The organism is Martinezella sp. CNPSo 3795, assembly GCF_057784475.1.
The window spans coordinates 254,665-267,758 of the sequence record NZ_JBXSOQ010000006.1 but is presented as its reverse complement, the minus strand read 5'-3'; the positions used below and the strand labels follow the sequence as shown (position 1 = coordinate 267,758).

The following is a 13,094-nucleotide window of genomic DNA, read 5'->3' as shown; positions in this document are numbered from 1 at the left end:
TCAGCTCTCACCACTTTGTGACTTCATTGCCGGAAAGGAAACCGGCAAACATGTCGCCGTAATCATGCGCCGGGCCGCATGCGCGGTCTTGAACACCCGAGAGGTAGGAGAACGAAATGAAGTGGAAAGCGATTGTGATGGCGACGGCTTTGGCCGGCATCGCACTAGGTTCGGTCGTCGCAGCCGACGGCACGCATGACTCCCGCATCGGGATGATGAAGAAGATCGGCGGCGCCACCGGAGCTCTCGGCGCGATCGCCAAGGGGGACAAGCCCTATGACGCCGATATCGTCAAGGCGTCGCTGACGACGATCGCCGAAACGGCCAAGGCCTTCCCGGATCAGTTCAACCCGCAGAGCGACAAGACCGATCCCGAGGTCAATCCGAAGATCTGGGACAATCTCGATGACTTCAAGGCGCATGCCGCCAAGCTTTCGACCGATGCCGAGACAGCGCTCGCCCAACTCCCTGCCGATAAGGCTGCCGTTGGCGCGACGCTGAAGACCCTCGGCGCCAGCTGTGGCGCCTGTCATCAGGCCTATCGCATCAAGAAGGATTAAGCGGTAGGTCTAGAAATCGATCTTGGCATCCGCACCGGTTCTGCCGGTGCGGAGCCTTTTGGTTTTAGAGCTAAGGCTTGGGGTGCGTGATGGCGCGGTTTATTCGATGGTTGCTTTGCCTTTTCGGCGTGATCATCCTCGGCGGCGGCGCATTTTACGTCATCACCGCGCCGTCGCCTTTGCCGGCGAGCCATTGGGCCAATCTCGGCGATCCTGACGTCAAGAACGGTCAGATGGTTTTCTGGGCAGGCGGCTGCACGAGCTGTCATGCGGCTCCGGGCGCACAGGGTGATGCCAAGCTGGTGCTTTCGGGCGGTCTCGCGCTGACGAGCCCCTTCGGTACTTTCCATGTGCCGAATATCTCGCCGGATGAGAAAGCCGGGCTCGGAACCTGGACGCTTGCCGATTTCGGCAACGCCATGAAGCGCGGCGTCGGTAAAAACGGCGAGCACCTCTACCCGTCCTTTCCCTACGGCTCCTATACCCGCATGAGCGACAAGGACATCAACGATCTCTGGGCCTTCCTGAAGACGCTGCCGAAGAGCGACAATGTCGCTCCGCCGCATGAGCTGCCCTTTCCCTTCAACATCCGGCTGGCGCTCGGCGGCTGGAAGTTCCTCTATCTCAACGACCAGCCGCGTATCGTGCTCGCCAGTGCCGACGAGAAGGTCAAGCGCGGGCAATATCTCGTCGAAGGGCCAGGCCATTGCGGCGAATGCCACACCCCACGCGACGGTCTCGGCGGCTTCGTAAGCGGCCAATGGCTGGCGGGTGCACCCAATCCGGAAGGCAAGGGACAGATCCCCGATATCACGCCCGGCTCGAAGGCCATCGGCAGCTGGAGCGCCGGCGACATCGCCAACTACCTGGAAACCGGCTTCACCCCGGACTACGACTCCGCCGGCGGCTCGATGGCCGAAGTCCAGCAGAACATCGCCCATCTGCCGGCAAGCGACCGCGAGGCGATCGCGGCCTACCTGAAGGCGCTGCCGGCGAAATAGGCCTGGTGTTCAGGTCGCGCCCGAGCGCTTGGCGAGATAGAGATGGGTTTCATAATGCAATTCGAATACGCCGCCATGCGCGTTGATGGCATCGGCAAGTTCTAAAAGCAGCGCTTCTCTCCGATCCTCGCTCAAAAGCCGGTAGCTTGAAAGCGTCCGCAAAAGATCAGTATAGCTCTGCGCCGTGTGCGACCGGCTCCAGGAATAAGAGTGGTGCACCGGAGCTTCGAAATGGTCGGACTGCTGCAGCTCCCGATCAAAAGGGCCATCAGGCAGATACCATGTCTCCACGGGCGGGCCGGCAAGCTGCGGGGCATGGCGGGCGTAGATCCCCGCGAATTTGCCGGATAGTGGCGGTTCCGGCTTCATCGGCACATTGCCGAAGACGGCGAGTGTTCCTTCCGGCGCGAGAAGGGCGGCCGTCGCAGCGAAGCGCAGTTCCGGCGAAACCCAATGGAAGGATTGTGCCGCGAATATCAGCGTGAAGCTCTCCGGCTTACCCGGCCATGCTTCGAAGGTGGTTTGCTCGAATCGCACTCGCGGAAATTCCGCCAATCTTTCCTGCGCAACTGCAATCAGTTCCGCGCCGGGATCAAGCGCGCGAATGGAGAGGCCGTGGCGGGCAAAGCCCTCTGTCGCCTGTCCGGTGCCGCAGCCGATTTCGAGGACCTGATCCTTGGCTTCCAGCCCGGCAAAATCGATGACATCGGCAAAAAGCGCATCGGGATAGAGCGGGCGGGAAGTATTGTAGAGGCTGGCGACGCCGTCAAATGTGAACCGTTGTTCCAAGGCGCACCTCCAGTTGCAGATCGAAGTCGACGGCCATTTTTCTAGCGCATTTCCGGTCAAGCTTGTAGCTACGGGATTCGGCAACAGGAGAGGGTGGTCGTGGACGCAAGGGTGGCGCGGAAGGTTCCTTATTTCAGCCAATGGGAAACGCCTGACATGACGTTGGCTGTCGTCGCCGAGGGCGCACAATCGGCCTTGCTGAAGGACCCGCTTTGGGCGTCATCCGGCGCAAGCAGCGTCGAGGATTATGCCCGCTGGGCCGGCAATCTTTGCGGTATGGCATGCTTGAAAATGGTGCTCGCGGCCCGCACCGGCAAAATCATCCCGATCATGGATCTGGCCATGGGTTGCAGGGAGTATGGCGGCTATGTCGAGGAGGTGGATGGCAGGATCAAGGGGCTGATCTACGCGCCGTTCGTTCCCTTCGTGCGGGATCGCTTCAATCTGGCTGCCCGGGTGGTTACCGGGATTTCCGTTGCTGATATCGCCGATATCCTCATGCAGTCGGAGTTTTTCATCGCGTCGGTGCATCATTCGATCCGCTGGCCAGAGACCGAGCCACCGGCCAAGGGCGGCCATCTCGTGCTGGTGACGGCCGTCGACGGAAATAGCATCCGCTTCCACAATCCCTCCGGCCACGTCGATGCGACGCGCGAGAACGCGGAGATGCCGCTGGAGGTGTTCGAGAGGTTCTTTGCAGGCCGCGGGATCGCCATCGATCACTGAAGCATTTCCAAATACGCATCGGTTTTTCGTCCGGAATGCGCAAAACCAGAAACACTCTAAAAATCAATATCGGATGGCGATCCTCTTAAAGGCCGGCATCAGGCGAGAGCCTGCAGGTAACGCATGCCGGTGACCGGCCGCGGCTTGAAATCCATGTTTTCGTAGAAGCGGTGGGCCTGGAAATTGCCTGTTGCGGCGCCGACCGAAAGGTAGCTGCAGCCGGCCTTGCGGGCGATATCGCGGGCGCGGTCGACGAGATGCTGCCCAACGCCATGGCCGCGATGGCCGTCGCGCACGAAGAGATGATGCAGGTCCATGCCGCGCTGGCCTTCCTGCGCCTTGTAGAGCGGCACGAGGATGGCGTAGCCGATCAGCCCTTGCTCGCCTTCGGCGACAAGCGCCGTGATCCAGGGCACGGGGCCGAAGAGATCGCGCTCAAGCTGCTCCGGCGTCGTGCCGGAGGGATCGCCGTGGTGGGCGGCCAGCAGCCGGATCATGTCGTTGAGCTCAGGCAGGTCACGCGGCTGCGCGTTGCGGATGGTGAGAACCGGCGGGCGGAGAAGTGAGATGTCGCTATCGTCTAGCATGGCATTTTGCGTCCTTGTTTTTCAATGAGCCGTCAGGACGCTGCCGATACAACAAAGCCGCCTGACGGCGGCTTGTTGACAATATGATCTGTCTTGGCCGCCCGTTACAGGTACAGCCAAAAATACGAGCAGTTGTGGAGCGCGTGCGTGATCATGGGCGCATCAATGATCTGGTTCAGCGCGTTTGTCAATGGGGCCTCAATGCTCGTGTTCGCACAGGCCGTGGTCGGAGAGTGCACGGATCACATAGCAGTCCTCGATGCTGTGGCCGTCGCAATGCGAGACGATGCGCTCCAATTCGTGCTCCAGCTTCTTCAGCCGTGCGATCTTGGTGCGAACGTCATCCAGATGCTCCTTGGCGATACGGTCGGCGCCGACGCAGGGGCGGTCCGGATGCTGGCTGAGCGAAATCAGCTCCTTGATGGCATCAATCGTCAGTCCGAGGTCGCGGCCATGACGGATAAAGGCGAGGCGTTCGAGATCGGCTTTGGAATAACGCCGCTGATTGCCTTCGCTGCGTTCCGGTTCCGATATCAGGCCCATCTGCTCGTAATAGCGGATTGTCGGCACTTTCACGCCCGTCCGCTTGGATAGATCGCCGATGGTTAGCATTCAGGGCCTCCAATACCTCTAGTCTCTAGAGCAATATATGAGGCCCATTCACGGAAATTGCAAGGCTAGGTAGCTGTACAGGCGGATGGGATACTCTGCTGGTCACCTCATCGTCCGATCGTCGCGACAAAGTGTGGCTTCCCATTCATCGTCACAAATAGTATACCCCCCTATATTATAAATCGAGGTCGCGATGTCCCACACCGTTCGTCAGCAAGCCAAGCTCCTCTCTCGCGTCCGTCGACTCAAAGGGCAAATGGAGGCGGTGGAGCGGGCGCTCGAGGCCGAGCGTCCCTGCGGGGAAATCTTGCAACTGCTTGCTTCCATTCGGGGTGCCCTAACGGGGCTGACCGGGGAGGTTCTTGAAGACCATCTGCAGGAGCACGTGCTGCATGCCGAAAGTGAAGAGGGCCGCCGGCAGGCGGTCGATGAGATTGCCGACGTGCTGAAGACCTATCTGCGGTGACGATTCGAGCGTTCAAAGAGAGACTAATGTCATGAGTATTTCTTCCGAAATGGGCCACAGCCACGTTTTTCTGGGCTCAGATCACCAGCGCAACGAGCGCCGCATCTGGGTCGTCATCGCGCTGACCGCCGTCATGATGGTGGTCGAGATCGGCGCGGGCACGATCTATGGCTCGATGGCGCTGCTTGCCGACGGCTGGCATATGTCGACCCATGTCAGCGCCATGCTGATCTCGGCGCTTGCCTATCTCTACGCCCGTCGGCATGCGCACAATGCGCGCTTCACCTTCGGCACCGGTAAGTTCGGCGATCTCGCGGGCTTTGCCAGCGCCATCGTGCTGGCGCTGATCGCGCTCATCATGGGCTGGGAGAGCATTCTGAGATTGCTCGATCCGGTGGCAATCAATTTCCGCGAAGCGATTGCTATTGCGGTAGTGGGTCTTCTCGTCAATCTCGCCAGCGCCTGGTTGCTGCGCGACGACCATAGCCATCACCACCACAACCACGCCGGCCACGGGCACAGCCATGATCGTAGGCATGGGCATGCCCACGATCATGAGCACGGCGACGATCATCACCACCACGACCATGACCAAAAAGGTGGCAGGGACAACAATCTGCGCTCGGTCTATGTCCATGTCATTGCCGACGCGATGACCTCGGTTCTCGCCATTGTTGCCCTGCTGCTCGGCAGCCGTTTCGGCTGGACCTTCCTCGATCCGGTCATGGGCATCGTCGGCGGCCTGGTCATCCTGCAATGGGCATGGAGCCTGCTGCGCGCTTCCGGCGCCGTTCTCCTCGATTTCATTCCGCAAGGTGAGGATCTGCCTGAGGAGATCCGCGAAGCGATCGAGACGGACGAGGATCGCATCACCGATCTACATGTATGGCAGGTCGGCCCGGGGCATCATGCCGCCATCGTCGCGGTCGCAACGCCCGTCTCGCGCGATCCATCTTTCTACAAGGCGCGACTTGCCGAGATTCACGAGCTCTCACACGTGACGGTCGAAGTTACCGTCGACAAGGCGGCATAGAATCCGTTAGCAATCGGTCAGGTCAGAGGCTTGCCACATTCCTCGCATAGCCCAAGACCTGCCGATTCCGCTGGAGGCCTCTCATATGCCCACATTGCTCACGCGCCGCCGCCTCATGGCTGGCTCGGCGCTGCTTCTTCCCGTCCTGACGCTCCGCCCTGATAGGCTTTTCGCTGAGGATAGCGGCACGCCGGCGCAGACGCCTCCCGCAACGGACAATCCGGCAACGCCCGACGCCGGCGGCCTGAGCCCGCAAGGCGACAGCGGAGCGCAGGACAATTCGCAACTGTCCGACGATGTCGACAAGCAGCTGGCCGATCTGGAAAAGAAGACCGGCGGTCGTCTCGGCGTCTCCGTGCTTGACACCGAAACCAATATTTCGCTCGGCCATCGCGAGGAGGAGTATTTTCCCCTGTGCAGCACCTACAAGGCGCTTGCCGTTGGCTTTGTGCTGGCGCGCGTCGATCAGGGCACGGAAAAGCTCGACCGGCGCGTCACCTATGGCAAGGACAAGGTCGTCACCTATTCGCCGGAAACAGAAAAGCATGCCGACGGCGATGGCATGACCATTGCCGAGCTCTGCGCAGCCGCAATCACGCTGAGCGATAATACGGCCGGCAATCTTCTGCTCGAAAGCTTCGGCGGCCCTGCCGCGTTGACCTCATGGCTGCGCACCACGGGCGATACCGAGACCCGCCTCGACCGCAACGAGCCCGATGTCAATCAGGCCGTCAAAGACGACCCGCGCGATACGACGACGCCGGACGCGATGCTAGATTCGATCGGCCTTCTGACCCTCGGCAATACGCTGTCGGAAACATCGAGGGATCAGCTGGTCAACTGGCTGGTCGCCAACACGACGGGCAACAATCGCCTGCGAGCCGGCCTGCCGAAGGAGTGGAAGGTTGGCGATAAGACCGGTACAGGCAATAACGGTTCCTATGCCGACATCGCGGTCATCTGGCCGCCGGAACGCGGTCCCGTTCTGGTCACAACTTTCGTGGCCGAGGCAACTGCGGCTGCAAAAGACGTGGAAGCCGTTTTTGCCGAGGTCAGCAAGATCATCGTAGACATGGTCGGGCAATAGCGAGATTGATAATAAATAGAAGGCGATACGACCAAGATGTGAATCAGCTTCGTATCGTCTTCATGTAATCCGTCAGCATGTTTAGACCAGCGCCAGTGCTGAGGCTGCGCTGTCCGTTTCCTGATCGCCATCACCATCGGCATTGCCGGCGCCGAGCTTCTGTTTGATCTCATCGGCAATCTGGTCGTTGATCGCCTTCTGTTGGTCGGCCGGCAAGGACTTGAAAGAATCTTCCGTCAGGCCATGCGCTTCCAGATATTGTGCGCGGATCTTTTGGGCCGGCGTCATATTTGCCCATTTGGCAAACTCGTCGAGAATATCCTGATCGGACTGTTCGCTTGACGATGCCGAGCTGCTGGAAGCACTCGCGCCAGACTGATCGTCAGCGGAGGCCGATGTCGAAGACGAGGAATCACCGAACTGGCTGAGCCAGAGGCCGGACGAAATGGAGGAGGGGACGCCGCTGGAGGCAATGGAAGGCCCCTGCGTATCGTCCTGGTCACCGCCACCGTCGCCCGGCAGCGAGAAGGGCGTGCTGTCGTCGCTGTCGCCGCTCTGCTGGCTGCGGATCGGCGCACTGAAATAGTTTTGGGTGCTGCTGTGCACTTTCATCATCATGTCTCCCAACAGGTTGCTGGGACGATGACTCTGCAAGCCTGTCTGGGGCTTGTGCGCTCAAGCTTCCTCAGGTGCCGCAAAAGGTCTGAAGCACCCGTTCTGTCGGCAATGGTGGCTCGGCATAAGGCGCAAAAGCGGGCTGATCCTGGTAAGGAGTTGCAAGCACCCTCAGCAACGCTTCGAACAACGAGAAATCCCCATCCTCGATCGCCGCCTCAATGGCCTGCTCGATTCGGTGATTGCGGGGAATGAAGGCGGGATTGACCTTGCGCATCGCCGCCGCACGCGCTGCCGGCGTCTGCGGATCGCGAGCAAGCCGCTCGCGCCAGCTTTCGAGCCAAGATGCCGCTAATTGCGGCTCGTTGAACGTAGCGGCGAAATCGGCCACATCTCCGTCTGCCGCGAGTGCGGCAAGCCGGCGGAAGGCGAGGGTGAAATCCGCGCCCTGCTGCTGCATCGTCGCCAAAAGCGACTGGATCAGCTCGAGATCGCCGTCCTCCTCGTTTGCAAGACCGATCTTGGCGCGCATGCCGGCAAGCCAATAGGCCTGAAAGCGTTCGCCATAGGCTTTGATGACCGTGTTCGCCAAATCGATCGCCGCATCGACGGAGGGGGCGATCAGCGGAATAAGCGTCTCGCCGAGGCGTGCGAGATTCCATTGGCCGATCGCCGGCTGGTTGGCATAGGCATAGCGGCCATTGCGGTCGATGGACGAGAAGACAGTCGCCGGATCATAGGCATCCATGAAGGCGCAGGGACCGAAATCGATCGTTTCGCCCGATACGGTCATATTGTCGGTGTTCATTACGCCGTGGATGAAACCGACATGCAGCCAGCGCGCAATCAGCGCCGCCTGCCGATCGGCCACGGCTTCGAGCAGTGCAAGATAGGGGTTCTTACGGTCTCGGATCTCCGGGTAGTGCCGGGCAATGACGTAATCCGCCAGGGTCCGCACACTCTCCGTATCGCCCCGCGCCGCAAAGAATTGGAAGGTGCCGACGCGAATATGACTTGCCGCGACACGCGTAAACACTGCACCCGGCAGCACCTCCTCGCGATAGACAGGTTCTCCGGTGATCACGGCCGCAAGTGCCCGCGTCGTCGGAATGCCGAGCGCGTGCATGGCCTCGCTGACGATATACTCGCGCAGAACCGGGCCGAGCGCGGCGCGCCCATCGCCGCGGCGGGAAAACGGCGTAGGCCCCGACCCCTTGAGCTGGATGTCCCGGCGCCTGCCATTCCGATCCTTCACCTCGCCGAGCAGGATCGCGCGTCCGTCGCCGAGCTGCGGAACGAAATTACCGAACTGGTGGCCGGCATAGGCCATGGCGATCGGCTGCGATCCCGGCAGCAGCTCGTTGCCCGAAAAGATTGCCGCCGCATTTTGTTTCAACGCTTCGACATCCAGCCCGAGTTCTCGCGCCAGCACCTCGTTGAACTTGATCAGCTGTGGCGCGGCAACCGGGGTCGGCGCCTGATCCGTGAAAAACTGCGGCGGCAGGTGCGCGTAACTGTTGTCGAAGGCGACCGTCGGCGCCCGAAGGGCGGTATCATCGTGAAGAGGAGAGCTCATGTTCCTAAGGTAGGACCGACAGTTAGTCAGCGCAAGGCGCTTGCTCCAGGTAGGAAATTATCCTACTTTATCCTACCGGATAAGAGGATTTTGCGATGAACGAGAAACTGAGCATTTCACTCCCCAGTGAAATGGTAGCTGCGATCAAGGCGCGCGTCGATGCGGGGAGCTATGCCTCTACGAGCGAGGTGTTGCGGGCGGCAGTCCGGGTCTGGTTGCGGGAAGAAGAGGAATATCAGCAGCGGATCGTAGCGATCAGACAAAAGGTTGCCGCATCTTTGGATGACCCTCGGCCAAACTTGAGCGGACACGACGTAAAACAGCGCCTTGATGCTTTTTTTGACAAGCGTCGGTAGACATGGAGCGATATGCGGTCGAGTACCGCCCGGAGGCCGTGGAAAATCTGCTTGACGTCGCAGCTTACGTGTTCGAGCTAAGTCAGAATATCAGAACAGCGGAGGGATATATTGGTCGTATCTACGCGCGCTGTGAAAAGATCGGTGATGCACCGTTCGGAGGCGTTGCTCGAGACGACCTAGGTACCGGCATTCGCATGGCGGTTTTCGAAAAGAGCGTCGTCATCCTTTACACCATTGTCGAAAATACAGTCTGGATCACCAATGTCTTCTTTGGAAGCAGAGACTATGAGACCCTGTTGGCGCGTCCCTAGTCTTCCTCCAGCTCCCGCGCCATCTCCGCAAGCTTGCGCACCGTATTGAGATTTCTCGATGTTCCCGCCTTCAGCGCCGGCAGCTTCAGCTTCGAGCGTCCCGAGCCATCGGGATAATGCACGTAGATCTCCCTGCCGGCGATATGCACTTCCTCGCCGCCGGGTGCGACGAGTTTCTCCAGCGCATCCTCCGGTGCCGCTTCCTGCAGGAAGGTGACCAGCAGATAGTTCGGCTTGGCGTGCGGAAAGGGCGAATGTTCCGCGACCCTTTCGAGAGCTTCGCGGCTGCGCAGGATTACGCCGGGAGACTTGCCCATCTTCGTAGCCAGCGCCTTTTCAAGTTGAGCCAGCACCGTTGCCTCATCCGCTTCGGCGCGGAAAACCACATTGCCGCTCTGGATGTAAGTGCGCACATCCTGGAAGCCGATCTCTTCGCACAGTGCCTTGAGATCGGCCATGGACAGCATGCCGGTGCCACCGACATTGACGGCACGCAGCAGGGCAACGAAAACGGTCATGGCTTCCTCCCGCCGTCCGGCTTACATCTTTTCGGCGACTTTGACGGCGAAGGCGTATTCGAACGCGACTTCCTCCAGGCGCTGGAAGCGGCCGGAAGCGCCGCCATGGCCGGCATCCATATTGGTCTTCAGCAGGATGGGCGCGTCGCTCGTCGTCTTGTCGCGCAGCTTGGCCACCCACTTGGCCGGTTCCCAATAGGTGACGCGCGGGTCGGTGAGGCCGCCGAGTGCGAGGATCGGCGGATAGGGCTTCTCGCCGACATTGTCATAGGGGCTGTAGGCGGCGATCTGCTCGTACTCTTCCTTGCTCTCGATCGGATTGCCCCATTCCGGCCATTCCGGCGGCGTCAGCGGCAGAGTGTCGTCAAGCATAGTGTTGAGCACGTCGACGAAGGGCACGGCGGCGATGATGCCGGCGAATTTTTCCGGCGCCATGTTGGCGACGGCACCCATCAGCATGCCGCCGGCCGATCCGCCCTCGGCAATGATCTTCGCGTAAGAGGTGAACTTCTGCTGATTCAAATAGTCGGCGGCTGCGATGAAGTCCTTGAAGGTATTGGTCTTCTTTTCCATCTTGCCGTCTTCGTACCAGGCGAAGCCCTTATCCTTGCCGCCGCGGATATGGGCAATGGCGTAGACGAAGCCGCGATCGGCAAGCGACAGGCAATTGGTGTTGAAGCCGGCCGGGATGGTGACGCCATAGGCGCCGTAGCCATAGAGCAGGCAGGGGGCGGAGCCGTCCAGCGGCGTGTCCTTGCGATAAAGCAGCGTCACCGGTACCGTCTCGCCGTCCCAGGCCGGCGCGAAGACGCGGCGCGTCACATAGTCTTCCGGATTGTGGCCGGAAGGAACTTCCTGTGTCTTCAGCAGCGTGCGCTCGCGCGTCACCATGTTGTAGTCGTAAAGCTGGCTCGGCGTCGTCATCGAGGAATAGGAGAAGCGGATGACATCCGTGTCGTATTCCGCCGCACCTTGCAGGCCGAGCGCATAGGCCTCTTCTTCGAAGGCGATCGCATGCTCCTCGCCGGTACGACGATCGCGGATGATGATGCGCGGCAGGCCGTCCTTGCGCTCCAGCCAGAGGAGATGGCGGGCATAGGCGAGATGGCTGAGGATCAAGGTGCCTGGCTTGTGGGGCACGACCTCTCGCCAGTTTTCCTTGCCTGGGTTCTCCGCCGGCGCTTCCATGATCTTGAAATCCTTGGCGCCGCCGTCATTGGTGAGAATGTAGAAGACGTCGCCGCCTTCGCTGATCTCATATTCGATCTCGGTTTCGCGCTCGGCCACGATCTTGGGCTCGGCGGTGAGATCCGAGGTCGGGATGATGCGATATTCGCTGGTCTCGTGATCGTGAATGTCGATGAAGATGTAGTCGTCCAACAGCGAGCCGCCGACGCCCATGAAGAAGCCCGGATCCTCCTCCTCATAGACGAGCCGGTCGTCGGACTGCGGCGTGCCGATGATGTGATGGAAGATCTTCGAAGGGCGATGGTTCTCGTCCTGCAGTGTGTAGAAGAAGCTCTTGCCGTCAGGCGCCCAGACGGCGTCGCCGCCGGTGTTCTCGATCACGTCGGCAAGATCCTCGCCGGTCTCGAAATTGCGGATCTTCAGCGTGAAATATTCTGAGCCTTTGTCGTCATAGCCCCAGATGCCATGGCTGTGATCGGAGGAGTGATCGAGGCCAGAAAGACGGAAATAGGATTTCCCCTCATTCTCCTTGTCGCCATTCAGCAGCAGCTTGCGTTCCCCGCCGTTGCGCGGCTCGCGGAAGAAATGGGGCTGTTCGCCGCCGGTAACGAAGAGCGTGCCGTAAGCATAGGGGCCATCCTTCATCGGTATCGAGCTGTCGTCTTCCTTGATACGGCCCTTCATCTCGGCAAAGAGAACTTTCTGCAGCTCCTTCGTGTCCGCCATCGCGGCGTTCATGTAAGTGTTCTCGGCTTCCAGATGCGACCGGATTTCCGGAGCCAGGATCGACGGGTCCTTGAACATGGCCTGCCAGTTGTCGGCCCGCAGCCACGCATAATCGTCGGTGCGGGTAATGCCGTGGCGTGTATCCGTAAACGGTTTTTTCGCAGCGGCGGGCGGGGTGGGAAGATTCTTGAAAACTGACACGAGGGGCGCTTTCTCTGGAGTGAAAGTCGGATGTGAAGTGAAGAGAGAAATAGAGGGCAGCGAGGTGAGGTTCAAGCGGCAAGTCCGCTCCTCCAGCTTCATGCAAGCAGCCGATATTAGTTTTACTCGAACAGGCAGCTTGCGTGAGACCGCATCGCGGCGCTGCCTTGATGAGACCACATTCTTTATCGAAGTCGGCATACAGTGCGTCGACATGAAGGCGGTCAAAGCCTTCTCTGATGGAGCGAACGCACTCAAATCCAAAACAATGCAAGGGACCGGTCTTCATGCTGAAACTCTTCGCCATCCTGATTCCATTGATTAGCGTCGCCACCTCCGCCTTCGCCGTCGATGCGGCTATCAAGAAGCAGTTGGAGAAGCTCGATCCGTCGGAGCGAATGGAGCAGGCATGCGATGCAGAGGCCATGAAGCGGATCGGTACGGACAAGACGGGGTTCAAGCCGGACAAGGTGATCGCCTACACATTCGGCGATCCGGATATGAAGCCGGATGCCATGAACGCGCCCGGTGCGGTCTTTCGCAGCAAGGGTGACTGGTATCACCTCTCCTATACGTGCGTGACCGGGCCGCAGCATATTCATGTCCGCGATCTGAGCTATCAGATCGGTGACAAGGTGCCGCGCGACGCCTGGCAGGAGCATTATCTTTACGATTGAGCGCCCGGATGAAGCACGAGGGGCCGCCCCGGAGATCGCTTCATGGCGGCCACGCTCCATCC

The 13,094-nt window shown here is 60.0% G+C and carries 17 protein-coding genes; 10 read left to right on the top strand and 7 right to left on the bottom strand.

Annotated elements, in window-relative coordinates; translation table 11 throughout:
- The first annotated feature begins 116 nt into the window (after positions 1-116).
- Both AC13QY_RS19270 and AC13QY_RS19265 read left to right on the top strand, forming a co-directional pair.
- Positions 117-560: a c-type cytochrome gene (locus tag AC13QY_RS19270; RefSeq protein WP_113330767.1), complete on the top strand. Its 444-nt coding sequence runs from the start codon at positions 117-119 to the stop codon at positions 558-560.
- A gap of 86 nt (positions 561-646) precedes the next feature.
- Positions 647-1,561: a cytochrome c gene (locus AC13QY_RS19265; protein WP_488493795.1), complete on the top strand. Its 915-nt coding sequence runs from the start codon at positions 647-649 to the stop codon at positions 1,559-1,561.
- Between the two features lie 9 nt (positions 1,562-1,570).
- Here the strand turns inward: AC13QY_RS19265 and AC13QY_RS19260 are convergent, their stop codons facing one another.
- Positions 1,571-2,350 carry a class I SAM-dependent methyltransferase gene (locus AC13QY_RS19260; RefSeq protein WP_488493794.1) on the bottom strand — a complete coding sequence of 260 codons (780 nt, stop codon included), beginning with the start codon at positions 2,348-2,350 and terminating at the stop codon, positions 1,571-1,573.
- Positions 2,351-2,506: 156 nt separating this feature from the next.
- On the opposite strand from AC13QY_RS19260, the gene AC13QY_RS19255 reads away from it, so the two are divergent.
- Positions 2,507-3,076: a cysteine peptidase family C39 domain-containing protein gene (locus AC13QY_RS19255; RefSeq protein ID WP_233788695.1), complete on the top strand. Its 570-nt coding sequence runs from the start codon at positions 2,507-2,509 to the stop codon at positions 3,074-3,076.
- A gap of 98 nt (positions 3,077-3,174) precedes the next feature.
- On the opposite strand, the gene AC13QY_RS19250 is transcribed toward AC13QY_RS19255, so the two are convergent.
- Together AC13QY_RS19250 and AC13QY_RS19245 are read right to left on the bottom strand one after the other, a co-directional pair.
- Positions 3,175-3,663 carry a GNAT family N-acetyltransferase gene (locus tag AC13QY_RS19250; protein WP_069616046.1) on the bottom strand — a complete coding sequence of 163 codons (489 nt, stop codon included), beginning with the start codon at positions 3,661-3,663 and terminating at the stop codon, positions 3,175-3,177.
- 198 nt (positions 3,664-3,861) lie between these two features.
- Complete coding sequence (locus AC13QY_RS19245; protein ID WP_015339186.1) at positions 3,862-4,275, bottom strand: MerR family transcriptional regulator; 414 nt, start codon at positions 4,273-4,275, stop codon at positions 3,862-3,864.
- A gap of 193 nt (positions 4,276-4,468) precedes the next feature.
- Here AC13QY_RS19245 and dmeR point away from each other — a divergent pair, with 193 nt between their 5' ends.
- The 3 genes from dmeR (at position 4,469) to bla (ending at position 6,861) form a co-directional block, all read left to right on the top strand.
- On the top strand, positions 4,469-4,741 hold the full coding sequence (gene dmeR, locus AC13QY_RS19240) for a Ni(II)/Co(II)-sensing transcriptional repressor DmeR (RefSeq protein WP_113354004.1): 273 nt from the start codon (positions 4,469-4,471) through the stop codon (positions 4,739-4,741).
- Positions 4,742-4,772: 31 nt separating this feature from the next.
- Entirely contained in the window at positions 4,773-5,774 is a 1,002-nt protein-coding gene (gene dmeF, locus AC13QY_RS19235) for a CDF family Co(II)/Ni(II) efflux transporter DmeF (protein WP_113354005.1), read from the top strand.
- A gap of 85 nt (positions 5,775-5,859) precedes the next feature.
- Positions 5,860-6,861, top strand: a complete 1,002-nt coding sequence (bla, locus tag AC13QY_RS19230) for a class A beta-lactamase (RefSeq protein ID WP_113354006.1) — start codon at positions 5,860-5,862, stop codon at positions 6,859-6,861.
- 81 nt (positions 6,862-6,942) lie between these two features.
- Here bla and AC13QY_RS19225 read toward each other — a convergent pair whose 3' ends face one another.
- Together AC13QY_RS19225 and AC13QY_RS19220 are read right to left on the bottom strand one after the other, a co-directional pair.
- Positions 6,943-7,476 (bottom strand): hypothetical protein, encoded by a 534-nt coding sequence (locus AC13QY_RS19225; RefSeq protein ID WP_368518255.1) that lies wholly within the window; start codon positions 7,474-7,476, stop codon positions 6,943-6,945.
- A gap of 70 nt (positions 7,477-7,546) precedes the next feature.
- Positions 7,547-9,052: a protein adenylyltransferase SelO gene (locus AC13QY_RS19220; RefSeq protein ID WP_113354007.1), complete on the bottom strand. Its 1,506-nt coding sequence runs from the start codon at positions 9,050-9,052 to the stop codon at positions 7,547-7,549.
- A gap of 95 nt (positions 9,053-9,147) precedes the next feature.
- On the opposite strand from AC13QY_RS19220, the gene AC13QY_RS19215 reads away from it, so the two are divergent.
- Both AC13QY_RS19215 and AC13QY_RS19210 read left to right on the top strand, forming a co-directional pair.
- Complete coding sequence (locus AC13QY_RS19215) at positions 9,148-9,408, top strand: ribbon-helix-helix domain-containing protein (RefSeq protein WP_113354008.1); 261 nt, start codon at positions 9,148-9,150, stop codon at positions 9,406-9,408.
- Between the two features lie 2 nt (positions 9,409-9,410).
- Positions 9,411-9,722 carry a type II toxin-antitoxin system RelE/ParE family toxin gene (locus AC13QY_RS19210; RefSeq protein WP_113330778.1) on the top strand — a complete coding sequence of 104 codons (312 nt, stop codon included), beginning with the start codon at positions 9,411-9,413 and terminating at the stop codon, positions 9,720-9,722.
- On the opposite strand, the gene AC13QY_RS19205 is transcribed toward AC13QY_RS19210, so the two are convergent.
- Together AC13QY_RS19205 and AC13QY_RS19200 are read right to left on the bottom strand one after the other, a co-directional pair.
- On the bottom strand, positions 9,719-10,240 hold the full coding sequence (locus AC13QY_RS19205) for a DUF1697 domain-containing protein (RefSeq protein ID WP_113390338.1): 522 nt from the start codon (positions 10,238-10,240) through the stop codon (positions 9,719-9,721). The two genes, AC13QY_RS19210 and AC13QY_RS19205, sit on opposite strands and share 4 nt — an antisense overlap.
- 21 nt (positions 10,241-10,261) lie before the next feature.
- Complete coding sequence (locus AC13QY_RS19200) at positions 10,262-12,355, bottom strand: S9 family peptidase (RefSeq protein ID WP_152095994.1); 2,094 nt, start codon at positions 12,353-12,355, stop codon at positions 10,262-10,264.
- Here AC13QY_RS19200 and AC13QY_RS19195 point away from each other — a divergent pair.
- The gene (locus tag AC13QY_RS19195; RefSeq protein ID WP_152095995.1) at positions 12,342-12,680 is read left to right on the top strand and encodes a hypothetical protein; all 339 of its coding nucleotides are present in this window, start codon (positions 12,342-12,344) and stop codon (positions 12,678-12,680) included. The genes AC13QY_RS19200 and AC13QY_RS19195 overlap by 14 nt on opposite strands.
- Positions 12,643-13,032, top strand: coding sequence for a DUF930 domain-containing protein (locus AC13QY_RS19190; protein ID WP_113354084.1), 390 nt, complete (start codon positions 12,643-12,645; stop codon positions 13,030-13,032). The genes AC13QY_RS19195 and AC13QY_RS19190 overlap by 38 nt, the downstream gene beginning before the upstream one ends.
- The last annotated feature ends 62 nt before the right edge of the window (positions 13,033-13,094 follow it).

What these genes read in the sequence shown, in the direction of transcription:
- AC13QY_RS19220 (WP_113354007.1), bottom strand. Translation starts at nt 9,052, where the DNA reads ATGAGCTCTCCTCTTCACGATGATACCGCCCTTCGGGCGCCGACGGTC.
- AC13QY_RS19210 (WP_113330778.1), top strand. Translation starts at nt 9,411, where the DNA reads ATGGAGCGATATGCGGTCGAGTACCGCCCGGAGGCCGTGGAAAATCTG.
- AC13QY_RS19205 (WP_113390338.1), bottom strand. Translation starts at nt 10,240, where the DNA reads ATGACCGTTTTCGTTGCCCTGCTGCGTGCCGTCAATGTCGGTGGCACC.
- AC13QY_RS19215 (WP_113354008.1), top strand. Translation starts at nt 9,148, where the DNA reads ATGAACGAGAAACTGAGCATTTCACTCCCCAGTGAAATGGTAGCTGCG.
- AC13QY_RS19250 (WP_069616046.1), bottom strand. Translation starts at nt 3,663, where the DNA reads ATGCTAGACGATAGCGACATCTCACTTCTCCGCCCGCCGGTTCTCACC.
- AC13QY_RS19190 (WP_113354084.1), top strand. Translation starts at nt 12,643, where the DNA reads ATGCTGAAACTCTTCGCCATCCTGATTCCATTGATTAGCGTCGCCACC.
- AC13QY_RS19245 (WP_015339186.1), bottom strand. Translation starts at nt 4,275, where the DNA reads ATGCTAACCATCGGCGATCTATCCAAGCGGACGGGCGTGAAAGTGCCG.
- AC13QY_RS19270 (WP_113330767.1), top strand. Translation starts at nt 117, where the DNA reads ATGAAGTGGAAAGCGATTGTGATGGCGACGGCTTTGGCCGGCATCGCA.
- dmeF (WP_113354005.1), top strand. Translation starts at nt 4,773, where the DNA reads ATGAGTATTTCTTCCGAAATGGGCCACAGCCACGTTTTTCTGGGCTCA.
- bla (WP_113354006.1), top strand. Translation starts at nt 5,860, where the DNA reads ATGCCCACATTGCTCACGCGCCGCCGCCTCATGGCTGGCTCGGCGCTG.
- dmeR (WP_113354004.1), top strand. Translation starts at nt 4,469, where the DNA reads ATGTCCCACACCGTTCGTCAGCAAGCCAAGCTCCTCTCTCGCGTCCGT.
- AC13QY_RS19255 (WP_233788695.1), top strand. Translation starts at nt 2,507, where the DNA reads ATGACGTTGGCTGTCGTCGCCGAGGGCGCACAATCGGCCTTGCTGAAG.
- AC13QY_RS19225 (WP_368518255.1), bottom strand. Translation starts at nt 7,476, where the DNA reads ATGATGAAAGTGCACAGCAGCACCCAAAACTATTTCAGTGCGCCGATC.